This is a genomic window from Streptococcus sp. KHUD_018 (genome assembly GCF_054861215.1).
In genome coordinates, this window is sequence record NZ_CM142176.1 from 600,541 (window position 1) to 620,761 (window position 20,221).

Genomic DNA, 20,221 nt, shown 5'->3' on the forward strand with positions numbered 1-20,221 from the left:
CTATCTATTGGGTTTAAAATAAAAAATGAAGGAATTATAATGAAAAAAAGTACGGTATTGTCATTAACTACTGCTGCAGTTATTTTAGCAGCATATGCCCCCAATGAGGTAATTTTAGCAGATGCACCTAGTTCTGAAGATGCTTTAAGAATTTCTGATAAAGAAAAAGTAGTAGCAGATGCACCTAGTTCTGAAGATGCTTTAAAAATTTCTGGTAAAGAAAAAGTAGTAGCAGATAAAGAAACAGAAAAAAATGAACAATCTGAAGAACTTCATAATGTTATAGAAACTTCAAAGGATACTGAGGAGAAGAAGACAACAGTTATTGAGGAAAAAGAAGTTGTTAGTAGAAAGCCTAAGATAGACAAAAAAACTAGTAACGAAGGAGCAAGTATCAAAGAAGACTCCAATCAATCCAAAGGAGATGATGCGAACTCATTTGTAAATAAAGATACAGAAAATCCTAAAAAAGAAGATAAACTTGTCTATATTGCTGAATTTAAAGATAAAGAATCTGGAGAAAAAGTAATTAAGGAACTATCCAATCTTGAGGATACAAAAGTTTTATATACCTATAATACGATTTTTAATGGCGCTGCCATTGAAACAACTCCAGATAATTTGGACAAAATTAAACAAATGGAAGGTGTTTCGTCGGTTGAACGATCACAAAAAGTCCAACCAATGATGAATCATGCCAGAAAGGAAATTGGAGTTGAGGAAGCTATTGATTACCTAAAGTCTATTAATGCTCCATTTGGGAAAAATTTTGATGGTAGAGGTATGGTCATTTCAAATATCGATACTGGAACAGATTATAGGCATAAGGCTATGAGGATCGATGATGATGCCAAAGACTCAATGAAATTTAAAAAAGAAGATTTAAAAGGCACTGATAAAAATTATTGGTTGAGTGATAAAATCCCTCATGCGTTCAATTATTATAATGGTGGTAAAATCACTGTAGAAAAATATGATGATGGTAGGGATTATTTTGACCCACATGGGATGCATATTGCAGGGATTCTTGCTGGAAATGATACTGAAAAAGATATCAAGAACTTTAATGGCATAGATGGAATTGCGCCTAATGCACAAATTTTCTCTTATAAAATGTACTCTGACGCAGGATCTGGGTTCGCGGGTGATGAAACAATGTTTCATGCTATTGAAGATTCGATCAAACACAATGTCGATGTTGTTTCGGTATCATCTGGCTTTACGGGAACAGGTCTTGTAGGCGAGAAATATTGGGAGGCTATTAGAGCATTAAGAAAAGCTGGAATCCCAATGGTTGTTGCTACAGGTAATTTTGCGACTTCTGCTTCAAGTTCTTCTTGGGATTTAGTAGCCAATAATAATCTGAAAATGACAGATACTGGAAATGTAACACGAACTGCCGCACATGAAGATGCGATAGCGGTCGCTTCTGCTAAAAATCAAACCATTGAGTTTGATAAGGTTAACATTGGAGGACAAAGTTTTAAATACAGAAATATAGGAGCTTTTTTCGATAAAAATAAAATCCTAACAAATGAGGATGGGTCAAAAACTCCAAATAAATTAAAATTTGTATATATAGGCAAAGGTCAAGACAAAGATTTGATAGGCTTGGATCTTAAGGGCAAAATTGCAGTAATGGATAGAATTTATACCAAGGATTTAAAAGATGCTTTTAAAAGAGCAACGGATAAAGGCGCACGTGCCATTATGGTTGTAAATACTGTAAATTACTACAATAGAGATAATTGGACAGACCTTCCAGCTATGGGATATGAAGCGGATGAAGGGACTACTAGTCAAGTATTTTCAATTTCAGGAGATGATGGTGTAAAATTATGGAACATGATTAACCCTGATAAAAAAACTGAAGTCAAAAGAAATAATAAGGAAGATTTTAAAGATAACTTAGAACAATACTATCCAATTGATATGGAAAGCTATAATTCTAATAAACCGAATGTAGGTGATGAAAAAGAAATTGACTTTAAATTTGCAGCTGACACAGACAAAGAACTTTATAAAGAAGATATTATAGTCCCAGCAGGGTCTACATCTTGGGGGCCAAGAACAGACTTGCTTTTAAAACCGGATGTTTCAGCACCTGGTAAAAATATTAAATCCACTCTAAATGTTATCAATGGTAAATCCACTTATGGTTATATGTCAGGAACTAGTATGGCAACTCCAATCGTAGCAGCTTCTACTGTTTTGATTCGACCAAAATTAAAGGAATTGCTTGAAAGACCTGTCTTGAAAAACCTTAAGGGAGATGACAAAATAGACCTTACAAGTCTTACAAAAATAGCTCTACAAAATACTGCAAGACCTATGATGGATGCAACCTCTTGGAAAGAAAAGAGTCAATACTTTGCATCACCTAGACAGCAGGGAGCGGGGCTAATTAATGTTGCCAACGCTTTGAGAAATGAAGTTGTAGCAACTTTCAAAAATACAGATTCTAAAGGTTTGGTAAATTCATATGGTTCCATTTCTCTTAAAGAAATAAAAGGTGATAAAAAATACTTTACAATTAAGCTTCACAATACCTCAAACAGACCTTTAACCTTTAAAGTTTCTGCATCAACTGTAACTACAGATGCTCTAACTGATAGGCTAAAACTCGATGAAACATATAAAGATGAAAAATCTCCGGACGGGAAGCAAATTGTTCCAGAAATTCACCCAGAAAAAGTCAAAGGAGCAAATATCACATTTGAGCATGATACTTTCACTATAGGTCCAAATTCCAGCTTTGATTTAAATGCGGTTATAAATGTTGGAGAAGCTAAAAACAAAAATAAATTTGTAGAATCATTTATTCATTTTGAGTCAGTGGAAGAAATGGAAGCTCTAAACTCCAACGGTAAGAAAAGAAACTTCCAACCTTCTTTGTCGATGCCTCTAATGGGATTTGCTGGGAATTGGAACCACGAACCAATCCTTGATAAATGGGCCTGGGAAGAAGGATCAAAATCAAAAGCAATGGAAGGTTATGATGATGATGGTAAACCAAAAATTCCAGGTACCTTAAATAAGGGGATTGGTGGAGAACATGGTATAGATAAATTTAATCCAGCAGGAGTTATCCAAAATAGAAAAGATAAAAATACAACATCCCTAGATCAAAATCCAGAATTATTTGCTTTCAATAACGAAGGAATCAACGCACCTTCATCAAGTGGCTCTAATATTGCTAAAATCTATCCTTTAGATTCAAATGGAAATCCTCAAGATGCTCAACTTGAGAGAGGATTAACGCCTTCTCCACTTGTATTAAGAAGTGCAGAAGAAGGGGTGATTTCAATAGTAAATACAAATAAAGAAGGAGAAAATCAAAAAGACTTAAAAGTCATTTCGAGAGAACACTTTATTAAAGGAATTTTAAACTCTAAAAGAAATGATGCAAAGGGCATTAAATCTTCTAAGCTAAAAGTTTGGGGTGACTTGAAATGGGATGGACTCATTTATAACCCTAGAGGTAGAGAAGAAAATGCCCCAGAAAGTAATGACAAAAAAGATCCTGCTACTAAGATACGAGGACAATTTGAACCGATTGCGGAAGGCCAATATTTCTATAAATTTAAATATAGATTAACCAAGGATTACCCATGGCAGGTTTCCTATATTCCTGTAAAAATTGATAACACCCCTCCAAAGATTGTTTCAATTGATTTTTCAAACCCTGGAAAAATTAAGTTAATTACAAAGGATACTTATCACAAGGTCAAAGAGCAATATAAGAATGAAACGCTATTTGCGAGAGATCAAAAAGAACATCCTGAAAAATTTGACGAGATTGCCAACGAAGTTTGGTATGCTGGGGCCGCTCTTGTTAATGAAGATGGAGAGGTTGAGAAAAATCTTGAAGTCACTTATGCAGGTGAGGGTCAAGGACGAAATAGAAAACTTGACAAAGACGGAAATACCATTTATGAAATTAAAGGTGCAGGAGATTTAAGAGGAAAAATCATTGAAGTGATTGCATTAGACGGTTCTAGCAATTTCACAAAGATTCATAGAATTAAATTTGCTGATCATGCTGATGAAAAGGGGATGATTTCCTATTATCTAGTAGATCCTGATCAAGATTCATCTAAATACCAAAAGCTTGGAGAAATTCCTGAATCTAAATTTAAGAATATAAAAAACGTTAAAGATGATAGTCTTAAAAAAGATACAACTGAGGTAGAACATCATCAAGAAAATGAAGAGGCTACCGAAGAAAAATCTAGCTTGACTATTCATAAAACTATTTCAACAATTAGAGATTTTGAAATTAAAGACTTAAAGAAACTCATTAAAAAGAAATATAGAGAAGTTGATGACTTTACAAGTGAAACTGGTAAGAGAATAGAGGAATACGATTATAAATACGATGATAAGGGAAATATTATTGCATATGACGATGGTAGTGCCTTAGAATATGAAACTGAAAAACTTGATGAAATCAAATCAAAAATTTATGGCATTCTAAACCCATCTAAAGATGGACACTTTGAAATTCTTGGAAAGATCAGTAATGTTTCTAAAAATGCCAAGGTATATTATGGCAATAATTATAAATCGATAGAAATCAAAACGACCAAGTATGATTCCCATTTGAAAACGATGACATTTGATTTATACGCTAATATTAATGATATTGTGGATGGATTAGCTTTTGCAGGAGATATGAGATTCTTTGTGAAAGATGATGATCAGATAAAAGCTGAAACTAAAATTAGAATGCCTGAAAAAAATAAGGAAACTAAAACAGAATATCCGTATGCATCAAGTTATGGGAATGTAATAGAATTAGGAGAAGGAGATCTTTCAAAAAATAAACCAAACAATTTAACGGACATGGAATCTGGTAAAATCTATTCTGATTCAGAAAAACAACAATATCTATTAAAGGATAACATCATTCTAAGAAAAGGCTATGCACTAAAAGTGACTACCTATAATCCTGGAAAAACGGATATGTTAGAAGGGAATGGAGTCTATAGCAAGGAAGATATAGCAAAAATCCAAAAGGCCAATCCTAATCTAAGAGTCTTATCAGAAAAAATAATTTATGCTGATAGTAGAAATGTTGAAGATGGAAGAAGTACTCAATCAGTATTAATGTCGGCTTTAGACGGCTTTAACATTGTAAGATATCAAGTGTTTACATTTAAAATGAATGATAAAGGGGAGGCAATCGATAAAGATGGCAATCTTGTAACAGATCCTTCTAAACTGGTATTATTTGGTAAGGATGGTAAAGAGTACACAGGAGAGGATAAGTCCAATGTAGAAGCTATAAAAGAAGATGGCTCTACGTTATTTATTGATACCAAACCAGTAAATCTCTCAATGGACAAGAACTACTTTAATCCATCTAAATCTAATAAAATTTATGTACGAAATCCAGAATTTTATTTAAGAGGTAAGATTTCTGATAAGGGTGGTTTTAACTGGGAGTTGAGAGTTAATGAATCGGTTGTAGATAATTATTTAATCTACGGAGATTTACACATTGATAACACTAGAGATTTTAACATTAAGCTTAATGTTAAAGACGGTGATATCATGGACTGGGGAATGAAAGACTATAAAGCAAACGGATTTCCAGATAAAGTAACAGATATGGATGGAAATGTTTATCTTCAAACTGGCTATAGCGATTTGAATGCGAAAGCGGTTGGAGTACACTATCAATTTTTATATGATAATGTAAAACCAGAAGTAAACATTGATCCTAAGGGAAATACTAGTATCGAATATGCTAACGGTAAATCTGTAGTCTTTAACATCAATGATAAAAGAAATAATGGATTTGATGGTGAGATTCAAGAACAACATATTTATGTAAATGGAAAAGAATACAAATCATTTGATGATATTAAACAACTAACAGATAAGACACTAAACATTAAGATTGTTGTAAAAGATTTCGCAAGAAATACAACCGTAAAAGAATTCATTTTAAACAAAGATACGGGAGAGGTAAGTGAATTAAAACCTCATAGGGTAACCGTGACCATTCAAAATGGAAAAGAAATGAGTTCAACGATAGTGTCGGAAGAAGATTTTATGTTACCTGTCTATAAGGGTGAATTAGAAAAAGGGTACCAATTTGATGGTTGGGATATTTCTGGTTTCGAAGGGAAAAAAGACGCCGGCTATGTTATTAATCTATCAAAAGATACCTTTATAAAACCTGTATTCAAGAAAATAGAGGAGAAAAAGGAGGAGGAAAATAAACCTACTTTTGATGTATCGAAAAAGAAAGAAAAAACTCAATCTGATTCAACTAATGATGTCAACAGTATTGTTTCTGATGAAAATGATAAAAACTTTGAAATTAACAAGAACGTTTATCTAAATGAACAAGGGAACTTAACTAATAAAAGTACCAACATCAATAGTAAATCAACTAGTAACAATCCTAATGAGTTGCCAAAAACCGGAACAGCAAGCGGAGCCCAGACACTATTAGCTGCCGGAATCATGTTTATAGTAGGAGCTTTTCTTGGATTGAAGAAAAAAAATCAAGATTAAGACAAAAGCTATAGAAAAAATGGTTTATGTACTGAGATTAGATAGTGAGGTGATGACATAGTTTTGTGAAAGTATTGATTTATAAATATATTATTTAGATTTCTATGAAAATGGGAGATTTAAAAGAGATATATGTAAAAGCCTTGTCTCAGGACAGGCTTTTTCTAATGGAGATGGGTTCTGTTTAAAATCCATTTCTTCGACTTATAAAAATATAAATACAAACTGTGGTTTATATTTTGTGGTATAATATATTTTAATAAGCGCTTGTTTTGATACCAACCTAGAGATAATTTTATAGTTAATTATTTTAGAATTTTTTGCATAGATTTTCTAAAAATTATAAAATATCCTGGATAGTAACAAATGAAGTATCGTAAGCTTGCCTGAATATAAATCAAAAAGGAGAAATTATGAATAAGAAAGAACGGGAAAAACAATTTGAAGAGGTCAATGGACCTAAGCGGTCTGAATCAAAGTCGGCTCCAAATATAAAAATCTATATTGGCCTAGCACTCGCTACTTCAGTCACTCTGATCTTGGTAAGTATTTTTTCAAATTCTTTGATCGGAAAGAAAGAGCCAAATCAAGCATCGTCTGCCGTTTCAACTACAGAGTCAACAAGTCAATCGTCTACAAACCAAGGAAAAATAGATGAGACTGATAAGGATAAACAAGAGGAAATTCAAAAACTCAAGAATCAACTGGCTGATTTGGATACCAAGATTATTGAAGCAGAAGCACTTGTTAGCAAGCTAAAGAAAGAAACTGCTGTTCCAAAACTAGATATTGAAGCAATCAAGAACAATGATTTGTCTAGTTTAGAAGGCACTTGGCGTAGTCAATCTGGCAATGAATACATTATTAAGAGTTCTGGAGAAGTAGATGCGACTTGGTTTACAAATGATCAAAAGTACGAATCTGTAGTTGGATTAAAGGTATCAAAAGGTCAAGATAGTCGTAACCCTGAGACAGCTTCTCTCAGTGCGTGGGTGAAAGATTCTGTTGCTGGAGGATTTGTAGTAGTAGTTGTGCCAAGCGGAGTTGTTATGCAACCTGGTGATGATGGAAAGATTACGGATAAAAGCAATCATGCTGAAGAAAGACTACTTTCGGGTCAAGATTACGGGTCTATGTTAATGAAACCAGAAGATGTTTACTATCGTGTGAAACCAGATACTAGTAAACTTGAGGAAGCAGAAAAGAACTTAGCTCAACTACAAGCAGACCGTGAATCAATCAAATCTTCTCTAGAGCCAAAGGAAAAGAAAAACTAGATGGTATTCGTTCAAAAATACTGTTACAATCGGCAGAATCAAGAAGCCCATTAGGGCTTCTTTTTCTTTTGTTACAAATACTCAACCACTTAGACAGAGATATTGACCAGATAGGCAAAAGGGCTTGTTCTTGAAAAATTCCTCTGCTATAATGGTTCATGTAAGGGGCGTGAGGGGTCAGTATCAGACAACTCAAGAACCTAAAAAAGAAAATGGAGACAAAAAAATGAAAAAATTATTAGGACTTGTATTTTTAGTAGCAGCAGCGCTAGTATTGTATTTCGGATCTGTTGGATGGCCAAGTTTGGATGTCAACCTCTGGTCACTCATTCCGGTAGGATTGTTCCTTTATTTCACGCTAGAAAACTTTTTGAAAAAAGACTACAAGGCTAGCTTGATGTGCTTGATCATCGCCTTTATCATTGCAAATGCTATTTTTGATCTCTTACCCATTTCAAGTGGTTTGGTGATTGGTGCCGGTGTGCTAGCTTGTGTAGGACTTGGCTATCTCTTTCCTGATAAGGATAAAAAAGAAGGCAAATAAAAAGTCTCGAGATTTCTCGAGACTTTTTTACTGACCAGCGTAATATTTTTGAATCCCTTTTACGATGCCTGCGACCAGTTTATCTTGGTAGTGGCTATCTCTAATTTGTTGGTTTTCGGAGAAATTATCCATATAACCAAGTTCTAGGAGAACGGCTGGTTTGGCTGTTTCGCGTAGTACGGCATAGCTGCTCTCCAACAGACCAGCGTCTTTGGCCCCTGTTTCTGCTAGGAGAGAGGAGTGGATGGCAGCGGCGAGGCGTTTGCTTTCACTCATACGATCTGGGTGATTGTGCCAGTATTTATTAATCTTACTTGGATAATCAGGTTCATCGCTATAAGAGTAGGTTTGAATACCGCTTGCTTTTGAGTAGGTATTACCAGTAGCGTTGAAGTGAATACTGATAAAAATATCAGAGTTGGTTTTATTAACCATACGAGAACGTTCAGTAACAAAGTCAACGTCAATATCACTATCACGAGAGGTGAGAACCTTGTAGCCTAGTTCTTCTAACTTAGTACGAAGCTTACGGTAAATCTGCATGTTGAGATCTTTTTCAGCTACATTGTAGTAAAAAGCTCCTGAATCTCGACCACCATGCCCAGGATCTAGGAAAATGGTATTGCTGTATAGGCCTTTTGTAAATCCGCCTTCAGTTGAAACTTCAGAAATCCATTGACCGTATTTTTGGAACAGGTGTTCCTTACCGTCTATCTTGTAAGTTCCTGAAACATAATGCCCATTATTATCTAGGTAGTAGCGAGCTTTGTCAGCGTTATCGTAAATCCATTCACTCTTTGCCATGTAACCACCTGACTTGAGGTAGTATGCTCCAATCCACTCCTGATTTGCATAATGGCCATCCTCTTTTAGATAGAACCAGCTCTTGTAGGCTTTATCAAAGATCCACTCTTTCTCCGCCATGGCTCCACTGGTTTTGAGGTAGTAGCTTCCTTTCCATTTGTCTGCTAGCATCCCACCATTCTGGTCAAATGAGTACCAGGAACCCTGAATCTTTTGCCAGTTTTCTTGGACATATCTCCCTGACCCGTTCGCATAGAACCAAGTATCCTTGATTTTGACCCAGTTGTTTTCTGCCATAGCTCCACTCTGGTTGAAGAGGTAGCCCTTGAAGGTTGTCGCACTCAGCATTCTACCGTCTTTGTCAAAGTAATACCAAGAACCGTTGATTTTCTCCCATTTATCCTGTGAGATTTTTCCAGAAGGAGCGACATAATACCAAATTTGGTCTAATTTAGTCCAGCCCTTTTCTGCCATAGCTCCGCTTTTTGTGAGAAGATAGCCGTCAACGGCGGTGTTGCTGAGCATACTTCCAATTTGGTCAAAATAGTACCAGGAGCCGTTAATTTTTTTCCAGGTGTTCTGAGCTAGTCGTCCAGAAGGATCAGCATAGTACCATTGATTGTCCAGTTTGGTCCAGCTATTTTCTATCATGACACCATCTTGGTCAAAGGCATAGCCTTTGTAGATAGTAGAATGAAGACGATTACCATCTTGATCGAAGTAGTACCATTTGCCTTGAATTTGTTTCCAGTTCAAAGCAGGTTTATCATCTTGGTAAAAACGCCAGTGATGATTTTCTTGGTGCCATCCTTCTTTTTTGGGCTTGTCTTCTTGCACATCTACTTTCGGAAGAACTTCTGATTTAGAGTTTTCCTCAACACTCGACTCTTTCTTTTCTTCTTTGGCAATTGCTTCCTTGACAGCAGATGTGGATTGAGTTGTGTTTTCTTCTCCTAAGACGGATGCGGGTGCTAATCCTGCGATTGAAAGGATTAAAGCACTGGTCAGTAGTATCTTTTTCACTTTCTATTTCCTAACTTTTTCTTTTTCTCTTTTTCATTTTTCCTATTAATTATCGAATTGAACTTCTTCTAGTAAGTATTCGATAAAGCGTTCGCCCATCTTAGATAGGCTGGTTTTTTCATGCTGGATATAGACTAGTTCAATCGGGTCGTCAATGTCCAGTGGAATGGAAACGATATTGTCTCCGTTGAGGTTACTGTTCAAAATCCCTGTTGCAATGGTGTAACCATCCAAACCAATCAAAAGATTAAAGAGGGTGGCGCGGTCACTGACTACGATGGATTTCTTGTGGTGCTCTTGTGAAAGAATCTCCTCTGAAAAGTAGAAGGAGTTGTGCGTCCCCTGGTCATAACTCAGATAAGGGAAGTCTTCCAAATCAGCCAGTTTGACCTTGTCTTTTTTAGCTAGAGGATTGGTCTTGCTAACAAAGATATGGGGTTGAGCGGTAAAGAGGTGGTGGGCTAAGAGGTGATTGTCATCTAGCATTTTCGTTAAAACATCGCGATTGTAGCTGTTTAAAAAGAGGACACCGACCTCGCTACGGAAGTTCTTGACGTCATCGATAATCTCCCAGGTCCGAGTTTCACGTAGGAAGAGCTCGTATTTTTCCATATCACTTTTCTTGAGCAGAGAGACAAAGGCATTAACTACAAAGGCATAGTGCTGAGAGGAAACGCTGAAAAGTTCGCGGTGGGCGACAGGATTTTTATAACGTTCCTCCAGAAGTTGGGTTTGCTCAACGACCTGACGAGCATAGGAGAGAAACTCCATCCCATCACGGGTTAAGGTAATGCCCTTGGGATTGCGGATAAAGATTTCAATGCCCATTTCATTTTCCAAGTCTCGAACGGCATTTGAAAGACTGGGTTGGGTGATAAAGAGTTGCTTGGCTGCTTCATTCATAGAGCCAGTTTCGACGATTTTGATAATATAGTGTAGTTGTTGAATTCTCATGTTTTTATTGTACCACACTTGCGGAAGAATGGGCAATGAAGACGAAGAAAATAGGGGGGAAAGAGCCGGTCCAGTATTGAAAAAAAGTCTAGAATCTGCTAAAATGGAAGCTATGAAAACATTCTATGATGTGCAGCAATTTCTCAAACAGTTTGGCATTATTGTTTACATGGGGAAGCGCTTGTATGATATTGAACTGATGAAGCTCGAACTCTCTCGGATCTATGATGCAGGTCTCATGGACAAGCTAGATTACTTAGAAGCGGAAGCTGTTCTCCGCAGGGAGCACAAGATAGAATTAGACTACATAGAGAAAAATGGAGAAATGAACTAATGGTTACTTGGATTTTGTGGGCACTTATACTGGCAATGGTGGCATGGATGGGCTATAACTACCTTCGTATTCGTCGTGCGGCTAAGATTGTGGACAATGCAGAATTTGAAGCCTTGATTCGGAAAGGGCAATTGATTGATGTCCGTGAACCAGCAGAATTTCACAGAAAACATATCCTCGGAGCTCGCAATATTCCTTCAAATCAGTTGAAGTCAAGCCTTGCAGCCCTTCGCAAGGATAAACCTGTCCTTCTCTACGAAAACCAACGTGGACAACGAGTGACCAATGCAGCACTTTATCTGAAAAAACAAGGTTTTTCTGAGATTTATATCCTTTCTTATGGATTGGATTCTTGGAAAGGGAAAGTGAAAACGAGCTAACATTCTATTAAAAACTGTCGAATGATAGATAAAGCTAGCATTTTAAGGTATCATCATTTATATTAAATTTAAGGAGATTTTATAATATGAATTCACAACAAAAGAAAAATCTTCACTTATTTTAGGTATCTTATCTATCGTCCTTGGTTTGCTATCTCCGATAGTGGGTCTGATTTTGGGGATCATAGGATTGGTCTTGGCTTTTTCATACCAAAAAGAATCTGGACTAGACTATAAAACAGAAAAATTCTGAATATCATTGGACTTGTGGTTTCTGTACTTAACTGGATTGTAGCTGTCGCAGTATTTTTTAGAATTGTAGCTGTCGCAGTATTTTTTAGATAAGCAAAAAATAAAAAAGCTTTAAATTTAAAGCTTTTTTATTTTATCGACTCATCTCTAAGTAGTTTTTTATGATTTCCAATTCCTCTGGATTCAAGGGGCGGAATTGCCCTTTTGCTAGTTCTGGGTCTAATGTAAAGTCACCGAATTGGACGCGTTTTAGGGCAGTCACCTTGACACCAACTGAGAGGAACATTTTTTTAACTTGATGAAATTTTCCTTCTGAGATGGTAATAGAGGCATGGCTCTCTGTTGGGCTTATGTCTAGAATTTCTAGCTGAGCAGGTTTACAAGTGGTCCCATCTAAAAAGACAATCCCATCTTTGAATTTTTGGATATGGTCTGACGTGAGCGGTCCGTTTACTACCACTTGATAGGATTTATCGACATGGTACTGGGGATGAAGGAGCTGAAAGCCAAGAGGTCCATTGTCTGTTAAAAGCAGCAGTCCCGTCGTATCGCGGTCTAATCTGCCGATAGCATAGAGCTGGTCAGACTGGATGTCAGGTGGGAGTAGGTCCATGATGGTTGGCAGTTTCTTATCCTTGCTAGCTGTAACGACTCCGTTTGGCTTATGAAGCATGAGGTAGGTGTGCTCGTAGCCTTGGATTTGCCGTCCTTGAAAGACTAATTTCTGCAACCCAGTGTCGACATTTTGAGCCAGGGAGCTGGCTGGACAATCGTCTACTAGGATTTCTTTTTTTAATAGAGCCTGTTTCATAGCCTTGCGACTGACCTTTTCTTGGGCTAATAATCTATCTAAACGCATACCAGCTTATCTTATCATAAGTCTCTGACTTTGAAAAGAGTTGCCTTGACTAGAAAAGCAGAGTGAAAACATTTACACTTAGCTGAACTGTGATTTTTGAATGAGACTGTGGTATAATTGTTCAGTTAGAAATAAAAATTTAAATATTAGAGGAAATCATGACAAAATTAAGAGAAGATATCCGTAACATTGCGATTATCGCCCACGTTGACCACGGTAAAACAACCCTCGTTGACGAATTATTGAAACAATCAGAAACGCTTGATGCACGTACTGAATTGGCAGAGCGCGCTATGGACTCAAACGATATCGAGAAAGAGCGTGGAATAACCATCCTTGCGAAAAACACTGCCGTTGCCTACAACGGAACTCGTATCAATATCATGGATACACCAGGACACGCGGACTTCGGTGGAGAAGTTGAGCGTATCATGAAAATGGTTGACGGTGTTGTCTTGGTCGTGGATGCCTACGAAGGAACCATGCCACAAACTCGTTTCGTATTGAAAAAAGCCTTGGAACAAAACCTTGTTCCAATCGTGGTTGTCAACAAAATCGATAAACCATCAGCTCGTCCAGCAGAAGTAGTGGACGAAGTCTTGGAACTTTTCATCGAGCTTGGTGCAGATGATGACCAGCTTGATTTCCCAGTTGTTTATGCTTCAGCAATTAACGGAACATCTTCATTGTCAGACGATCCAGCTGATCAAGAAAAAACAATGGCACCAATCTTTGATACCATCATTGACCATATTCCCGCTCCAGTGGATAACTCAGATGAGCCTTTGCAGTTCCAAGTGTCACTTTTGGACTACAATGACTTCGTAGGTCGTATCGGTATCGGTCGTGTCTTCCGTGGTAGTGTGAAAGTTGGAGACCAAGTTACCCTTTCTAAACTAGATGGTACAACGAAGAACTTCCGTGTTACAAAACTCTTCGGTTTCTTTGGTTTGGAACGTCGTGAAATCCAAGAAGCCAAAGCGGGTGACTTGATTGCTGTTTCTGGTATGGAAGATATCTTTGTCGGTGAAACCATTACTCCGACAGACGCAGTTGAAGCTCTTCCAATCCTACACATCGATGAGCCAACGCTTCAAATGACTTTCTTAGTCAATAACTCACCATTTGCTGGTAAAGAAGGTAAATGGGTGACTTCTCGTAAGGTAGAAGAACGCTTGCAAGCAGAATTGCAAACAGACGTTTCCCTTCGCGTTGACCCAACGGACTCACCAGATAAATGGACTGTTTCAGGTCGTGGAGAATTGCACTTGTCAATCCTGATTGAAACCATGCGTCGTGAGGGTTATGAACTTCAAGTATCTCGTCCAGAAGTTATCGTAAAAGAGATTGATGGTGTTAAATGTGAGCCATTTGAACGTGTTCAAATCGATACTCCAGAAGAATACCAAGGATCTGTTATCCACAGCCTTTCTGAACGTAAGGGTGAAATGTTGGATATGATTTCAACTGGTAATGGTCAAACTCGTTTGGTCTTCCTTGTTCCAGCGCGTGGTTTGATCGGATATTCAACTGAGTTCTTGTCAATGACTCGTGGTTACGGTATTATGAACCATACCTTTGACCAATATTTGCCATTGATTCCAGGTGAAATTGGGGGACGTCACCGTGGTGCCCTTGTTTCCATCGATGCTGGTAAGGCTACAACTTACTCAATCATGTCTATCGAAGAACGTGGAACCATCTTTGTCAACCCAGGTACTGAGGTTTACGAAGGAATGATCATCGGTGAAAACTCTCGTGAAAACGACTTGACAGTGAATATCACCAAGGCCAAACAAATGACCAACGTCCGTTCAGCTACTAAGGACCAAACAGCTGTTATCAAGACACCTCGTATCTTGACACTTGAAGAGTCTCTTGAGTTCTTGAACGACGATGAGTACATGGAAGTAACGCCTGAGTCTATCCGTTTGCGTAAGCAAATCCTTAACAAGGCAGAGCGCGAGAAAGCCAACAAAAAGAAAAAATCAGCTGAATAAGAGCTAGAAAGAGATAAAGATGGTCTATTTAATCATAGGGATACTCTTATTACTACTCTATGTATTTGCGACACCCCAAAGTATCAAAGGAACAGTCAACATCGTTATCTTGGTCTTTGTAGTTGTTGCACTCTTGATTTTGCTGATGTTGTCCATCTTGCAGATCTTCCAATTACCGACAGAATTCTTTGTCACAATCGCCATGCTGGCTCTAGCCTACTTTAGCTTGAGAGACATTACGCTCATGCCTGTAAAAAAGGGTAAGAGAAGATAATAGAAGAGGCTGGGTAATGACTCAATTTGAGGAGAAAATCTAGCAAATTTTTCCCTGATAAAACGCATATTATCAAGGTTTTTGAATGCCTGATATTATGCGTTTTTATGATTTTTAAAACTTTTTGAGCGACCTATTAGAAAGTGGATACTCTTACAATTATTTTGGAAATAATTTAATTTCTGATTTAACGTATATTTTCTCAGAAGGACTATTATTCCAACTTTTTCAAGGGTAGTCTTATTTTGGACCGAAAGAAAAAGATTGAAGAAATCGTCCAAAATGAACTTTTCTTCAATCTGGAGGTTCGTACCTCTTTTTTTATTTCTTTTTCCGATTTAATACTGCATTGAGGACAATGGCGAGGAGGCTTGCCACGACGATTCCGTTTGAGAAGAACATTTGGAAGGCTGTTGGCATGCTGACAAAGAGATTGCTGTTGTTTAGTCCAACACCAGCGGCGATTGAAACAGCTGCGATAAGGAAGTTATGTTCATTGTTAGCAAAGTCAACGCGGGCGAGGATTTGCATCCCTTGAAGGGAAACAAAACCAAACATAACCAGCATGGCACCACCAAGGACAGGACTTGGAATGATTTGGGCAAGGGCACCAAACTTAGGAAGGAGTCCAAGGAGGACTAGGAAACCAGCTGCATAATAGATTGGCAGACGGGTCTTGATACCTGACAATTTAACCAAACCAACGTTTTGTGAAAATCCTGTGTAAGGGAAGGTGTTAAAAATTCCTCCGAGAAGTACGGCCAAGCCTTCTGCGCGGTAACCGTTGCGAAGGCGCGTGCTGTCGATTGGATCATTGGTAATATCTGACAAGGCTAGGTAAACACCCGTCGACTCCACCATGGAAACCGTTGCGATGATACACATCATGACAATAGATGAGATTTCAAAGGTTGGCATCCCAAAGTAGAGTGGAGTTGGGACATGGACAAGCGGTGCTGCCGCAACTGGAGAGAAGTCCACCAAGCCCATGCTAGCAGCAATAGCAGTTCCAACAACCAAGCCAATCAAAATAGAGATGGACTTGATAAATCCTTTGGTAAAGATATTGATCAAGAGGATGATCAGAACAGTGATGGCCGCAAGCAAGAGACTCTGACCAGTTGGCTCTGGAACATTATTTCCCATATTTCCAATAGCGACAGGAATCAAGGTCAAACCAATCGTGGTAATAACAGAGCCTGTTACGATAGATGGGAAGAGATTGGCCACTTTTGAGAAAATACCTGAAATCAGAACCACATAAATCCCAGAAACGATAAGGGCACCAAACATAGCACCGCTACCGTGGCTTTGCCCAATCATAATCAAAGGAGCGACTGACTGGAATGCAACTCCGAGTATAACAGGGAGGCCAACACCAAAATATTTATTTAACTGGAGTTGAAGGAAGGTAGCTACCCCACACATGAAGATATCTGTAGAAATCAGGTAGGTCAACTGCTCAGCAGAGTAGCCAAGAGCTGTCGCAATCATGATGGGAACCAGGATAGAACCTGAGTACATGGCTAGTAAGTGCTGCAAGCCAAGAACGGCTGCTTGTGAGTGTTTTTCTTGTTTTTGCATTAGAGATCTGCCTCCTTAAATACGACCTGACCATTTTCAAAACGATCCAAGCGAGCCAGTGATAGGACTGGATACCCTGCTTTTTCAAGCAAATCACGACCATCTTGGAAAGATTTTTCAATTACGATACCAATCGCTTCAACTTTTGCTCCAGCTTGTTCGATGATTTGGATCAAGCCTTTGGCAGCTTGGCCATTAGCAAGGAAATCGTCAATAATCAAGACCTTGTCCTCAGGTGAGAGGAATTTTCCAGCGATGGAAACGGTGCTGGTCACCTGCTTGGTAAAGGAGTAGACTTGGGCGGTTAAGATACCTTCGTTCATGGTGACGTTTTTAGCTTTCTTGGCGAAAAGCATGGGAACATTCAAGGCTTCAGATGTAAAAACGGCTGGGGCAATGCCTGAAGCTTCAATGGTCACGACCTTGGTAATGCCAGCAGAAGCGAATTGTTCCGCAAATACCTTACCAATCTCCCGCATCAAACGATAGTCAACTTGGTGGGTTAAAAAGGAATCCACCTTGAGGATATTGTCCCCCAAGATATGCCCATCCTCGATGATGCGCTCTTCTAATAATTTCATAAGACCTCCTAAAGTCTAAAAGATGCTTCATTTGCTTGTCTAGAGTTTCTACTATGTAATAGAAAAAGGACCTACTTAATCCCCTAAGTAAGTCCCCAAAATAGGCATGGCCAAAACCATACCTCCAGCTGACATACTCATTGTTAGGTGTTCCGGCACCTTGTAGAAACGTCGTGCCAATTCACGACATAAACAAGTAAAATGATATTCAATTTTAAACAGGCTGCTGCCAATGTTTATATTTTACACCAATTAGCTTTATAAATCAAATATTTTGTTAGTAAATAGATCATAAAAGCGAACGAATAAAAGGCTGCAATGCTAGATAGTATTGTAGCCTTTTATTCTTCTATTCGCTAAATCTTAAAAAATAGCCATCTGGATCCAAGACTGCAAATTCGTGAGGATAGATGTAGTGATCCCCAACACGAAATGTTCTCTTAGTCAAAGGACGATAAATAGGATAGTTGGCCTCCAGCAGTTTTTGGTGGAGCTGAGGGACATCTTCAATACCAAAGGAAATATTGACACCGCGCCCGAAAGGATAGGTTAGTTGGGCTAATTCTTCTGTGCTGCCTTCTTCTAGCATAAGTTGGCAGTCTTCAAGCGAGAGGAAGAGAAATTTCTCCTCTGGACGCTCGTATTCGACAGAAAATCCCAGCAAATCGCAGTAGAAGTGGCGTGACTTTTCGAGGTCAGATACTACAAATTCAGGAATGACAGCTTGATAGTCCATTCGTTTTCTCCTTAGAGCTCAATCTCCATGACAATGGGTGTATGGTCTTGGCGCGCACCGGAGTCAATCATATCAGACTTGGTTACCTTGTCAGCCACGCGGTTGCTGGTCAGCCAGTAGTCGATTCTCCAGCCTGTATTGTTGATTTTAGAAGTCTTGCTACGTTGTGCCCACCAAGTGTAGCGTTCTGGAACATCGCCATGAACATGACGGAAGGTGTCGGTAAATCCAGTTGCCAAAAGGTTGGTAAATCCAGCACGTTCCTCGTCGGTAAATCCAGGTGAACGGCGGTTGCTGGCAGGATTTGCAAGGTCGATTTCATTGTGGGCTACATTGTAGTCACCGGTCGCAAGGACTGGTTTTTCTTTGTCTAGTTCAGCCAAGTACTCCGCATATTTGACATCCCAGACTTGGCGTTCTTCCAAACGTTTGAGGCCGTCGCCAGCGTTTGGAGTGTAAACTTGGGTCACGAAAAATTCATCAAATTCTAGAGTGATGATGCGACCTTCTAAGTCCATGGTAGAAGGGGCACCGATTTCTGGAAAAGTGACAGTGGGTGTGAGTTCTTTCTTATAAAGGAACATGGTTCCAGCATAGCCTTTGCGGGCAGGTTCTTGAGAAGAACGCCACGTGTTTTCGTAGTTTGGAAAGAGTTCAGCTAAAATTTCCAAGTGTTTTTTAGTAGGACCCTTGGCAGAAAGCTTGGTTTCTTGGATAGCGATGATATCAGCATTTTCAGCGACCAAGGTTTGTAGTACTTCTTGGGACAATTTGGCACGAGTTGAGTCACTAGTTAGGGCAGCATTGAGGGAATCAATATTCCATGAGATGAGTTTCATAAAGTTACCTTTTTCATTCAGATTATAGATTTTATTATACCAAAAAAAGGTCCATTTCCCCAACGTATGGCTTGAAAAATCACTCTCTTTCGTTTATAATTAAGAATGATTTTATGAAAGGGAGTGAAAATAAATGAAATTTTACTCATATGACTATGTACTTAGCCAAATCAGTCAGCAAAATGGCATCATGATTGGCTTTGGGATTGTGCTCCTAGCTATCACAGGATTTTTTGCTTTTAAAGCCTATCGAGATAAAAAGGGGACTAAGTTTCGGGAATTGGTCATGATTTTGGCCTTGACCTTGGTGGCCATGCTTTTGGTGACAATCTCAAAATACCAGACCAATCAAGCCTCTAACAACCAATTTCAAACTTCACTTCATTTCATAGAGGTTGTTTCCAAAGACTTGGGAGTGGATAAATCAGAAGTTTATGTCAATACTTCTGCAGCCACTGATGGAGCGCTTGTCAAGGTAGGTCCAAATTTCTACCGCGCCATGAACGGGAGCCAACCAGACAAGTATCTTTTAGAGAAATTAGAATTGCATCAAACAGACGCTATTGAATTGGTGGAGGTAAACAAATGACACTCAATTATATGGAAATTTTAATCAAACTGGCCTTGGGTCTTTTCTCGCTTGTTTTTGTTATCAATGTGACAGGAAAGGGAAATCTGGCGCCTAACTCTGCGACAGACCAAATTCAGAACTATGTTCTCGGTGGTATTATCGGTGGGGTGATTTACAATAGTTCTATTAGCATTCTGCAGTACGCAGTGATTTTGATGATGTGGACGATTTTGGTCTTGACCCTCAAGTGGCTCAATAACAATGTTCGTTTTGTCAAACGCTTGATTGATGGAAAACCAACTCTCCTTATCAAAAATGGGCAGATTGACCCAGAAGCCTGTCGTTCAGTTGGTTTGTCTGCAGCAGAAGTTGCTCTCAAACTTCGTAGCCAAGGGATTTTCCAGATGAAACAGGTCAAATGCGCTGTGCAGGAGCAAAATGGCCAACTCATCGTGGTCCAAATGGGGGATGAAAATCCTAAGTATCCAGTTGTGACTGACGGTGTGATACAAGTCGATGTTTTGGAGTCGATTGGTCGTAACGAAGAGTGGTTGCTTGATAACCTCAGCAAGCAAGGGCATGACAATGTAGCCAATATCTTTATCGCTGAGTATGACAAGGGTGCGGTCACAGTCGTAACCTATGAATAAGAAAAACCTGGGGTCTTGGCCTCAGGTTTCT

At 38.6% G+C, this 20,221-nt stretch carries 16 protein-coding genes, 1 pseudogene and 1 riboswitch; of the genes and pseudogenes, 10 read left to right on the forward strand and 7 right to left on the reverse strand.

Features of this window, described 5'->3' with window-relative positions; genetic code table 11:
* Positions 1-39 precede the first annotated feature (39 nt).
* From ACVBD2_RS03045 to ACVBD2_RS03055, 3 genes are all read left to right on the forward strand, one after another.
* Positions 40-6,528 carry a S8 family peptidase gene (locus tag ACVBD2_RS03045; protein ID WP_461686086.1) on the forward strand — a complete coding sequence of 2,163 codons (6,489 nt, stop codon included), beginning with the start codon at positions 40-42 and terminating at the stop codon, positions 6,526-6,528.
* 413 nt (positions 6,529-6,941) lie between these two features.
* The gene (locus ACVBD2_RS03050; protein WP_316717133.1) at positions 6,942-7,805 is read left to right on the forward strand and encodes a DUF6287 domain-containing protein; all 864 of its coding nucleotides are present in this window, start codon (positions 6,942-6,944) and stop codon (positions 7,803-7,805) included.
* Between the two features lie 226 nt (positions 7,806-8,031).
* Complete coding sequence (locus ACVBD2_RS03055) at positions 8,032-8,349, forward strand: hypothetical protein (RefSeq protein ID WP_000734660.1); 318 nt, start codon at positions 8,032-8,034, stop codon at positions 8,347-8,349.
* Between the two features lie 27 nt (positions 8,350-8,376).
* Here ACVBD2_RS03055 and ACVBD2_RS03060 read toward each other — a convergent pair whose 3' ends face one another.
* Both ACVBD2_RS03060 and ACVBD2_RS03065 read right to left on the reverse strand, forming a co-directional pair.
* Positions 8,377-10,176: an N-acetylmuramoyl-L-alanine amidase gene (locus ACVBD2_RS03060; RefSeq protein WP_461686087.1), complete on the reverse strand. Its 1,800-nt coding sequence runs from the start codon at positions 10,174-10,176 to the stop codon at positions 8,377-8,379.
* Positions 10,177-10,221: 45 nt separating this feature from the next.
* Positions 10,222-11,130 (reverse strand): LysR family transcriptional regulator, encoded by a 909-nt coding sequence (locus ACVBD2_RS03065; RefSeq protein WP_001222584.1) that lies wholly within the window; start codon positions 11,128-11,130, stop codon positions 10,222-10,224.
* Between the two features lie 103 nt (positions 11,131-11,233).
* Here ACVBD2_RS03065 and ACVBD2_RS03070 point away from each other — a divergent pair, with 103 nt between their 5' ends.
* The 3 genes and pseudogenes from ACVBD2_RS03070 (at position 11,234) to ACVBD2_RS03080 (ending at position 12,189) form a co-directional block, all read left to right on the forward strand.
* The gene (locus ACVBD2_RS03070; RefSeq protein WP_050540635.1) at positions 11,234-11,464 is read left to right on the forward strand and encodes a YqgQ family protein; all 231 of its coding nucleotides are present in this window, start codon (positions 11,234-11,236) and stop codon (positions 11,462-11,464) included.
* Entirely contained in the window at positions 11,464-11,844 is a 381-nt protein-coding gene (locus ACVBD2_RS03075; RefSeq protein WP_007520409.1) for a rhodanese-like domain-containing protein, read from the forward strand. Before ACVBD2_RS03070 ends, ACVBD2_RS03075 begins: the two co-directional genes overlap by 1 nt.
* An 86-nt stretch (positions 11,845-11,930) precedes the next feature.
* Positions 11,931-12,189, forward strand: a pseudogene (locus ACVBD2_RS03080) (DUF4190 domain-containing protein).
* A 40-nt stretch (positions 12,190-12,229) separates the two neighbouring features.
* Here ACVBD2_RS03080 and ACVBD2_RS03085 read toward each other — a convergent pair.
* Entirely contained in the window at positions 12,230-12,955 is a 726-nt protein-coding gene (locus ACVBD2_RS03085; RefSeq protein WP_049485370.1) for a 16S rRNA pseudouridine(516) synthase, read from the reverse strand.
* 158 nt (positions 12,956-13,113) lie between these two features.
* Here ACVBD2_RS03085 and typA point away from each other — a divergent pair, with 158 nt between their 5' ends.
* Both typA and ACVBD2_RS03095 read left to right on the forward strand, forming a co-directional pair.
* Positions 13,114-14,955 (forward strand): translational GTPase TypA, encoded by a 1,842-nt coding sequence (gene typA, locus ACVBD2_RS03090; protein WP_461686088.1) that lies wholly within the window; start codon positions 13,114-13,116, stop codon positions 14,953-14,955.
* 19 nt (positions 14,956-14,974) lie between these two features.
* A complete protein-coding gene (locus ACVBD2_RS03095; protein WP_000262659.1) occupies positions 14,975-15,229 on the forward strand; it encodes a DUF3165 family protein in 255 nt (84 codons plus the stop codon).
* A gap of 321 nt (positions 15,230-15,550) precedes the next feature.
* Here ACVBD2_RS03095 and ACVBD2_RS03100 read toward each other — a convergent pair whose 3' ends face one another.
* From ACVBD2_RS03100 to ACVBD2_RS03115, 4 genes are all read right to left on the reverse strand, one after another.
* Positions 15,551-16,813 (reverse strand): nucleobase:cation symporter-2 family protein, encoded by a 1,263-nt coding sequence (locus tag ACVBD2_RS03100; protein ID WP_461686089.1) that lies wholly within the window; start codon positions 16,811-16,813, stop codon positions 15,551-15,553.
* Positions 16,813-17,394 carry a xanthine phosphoribosyltransferase gene (locus ACVBD2_RS03105; protein WP_461686090.1) on the reverse strand — a complete coding sequence of 194 codons (582 nt, stop codon included), beginning with the start codon at positions 17,392-17,394 and terminating at the stop codon, positions 16,813-16,815. The genes ACVBD2_RS03100 and ACVBD2_RS03105 overlap by 1 nt, the downstream gene beginning before the upstream one ends.
* 120 nt (positions 17,395-17,514) lie before the next feature.
* A riboswitch (purine riboswitch) is annotated at positions 17,515-17,610 on the reverse strand.
* Positions 17,611-17,743: 133 nt separating this feature from the next.
* The gene (locus ACVBD2_RS03110) at positions 17,744-18,130 is read right to left on the reverse strand and encodes a bleomycin resistance protein (protein WP_000386238.1); all 387 of its coding nucleotides are present in this window, start codon (positions 18,128-18,130) and stop codon (positions 17,744-17,746) included.
* Positions 18,131-18,141: 11 nt separating this feature from the next.
* Positions 18,142-18,969, reverse strand: a complete 828-nt coding sequence (locus tag ACVBD2_RS03115) for an exodeoxyribonuclease III (protein WP_004256024.1) — start codon at positions 18,967-18,969, stop codon at positions 18,142-18,144.
* Positions 18,970-19,102: 133 nt separating this feature from the next.
* Here ACVBD2_RS03115 and ACVBD2_RS03120 point away from each other — a divergent pair, with 133 nt between their 5' ends.
* Together ACVBD2_RS03120 and ACVBD2_RS03125 are read left to right on the forward strand one after the other, a co-directional pair.
* On the forward strand, positions 19,103-19,558 hold the full coding sequence (locus tag ACVBD2_RS03120) for a DUF3290 family protein (protein WP_000675331.1): 456 nt from the start codon (positions 19,103-19,105) through the stop codon (positions 19,556-19,558).
* Positions 19,555-20,190: a DUF421 domain-containing protein gene (locus ACVBD2_RS03125; RefSeq protein ID WP_000174450.1), complete on the forward strand. Its 636-nt coding sequence runs from the start codon at positions 19,555-19,557 to the stop codon at positions 20,188-20,190. The genes ACVBD2_RS03120 and ACVBD2_RS03125 overlap by 4 nt, the downstream gene beginning before the upstream one ends.
* Positions 20,191-20,221: the final 31 nt, after the last annotated feature.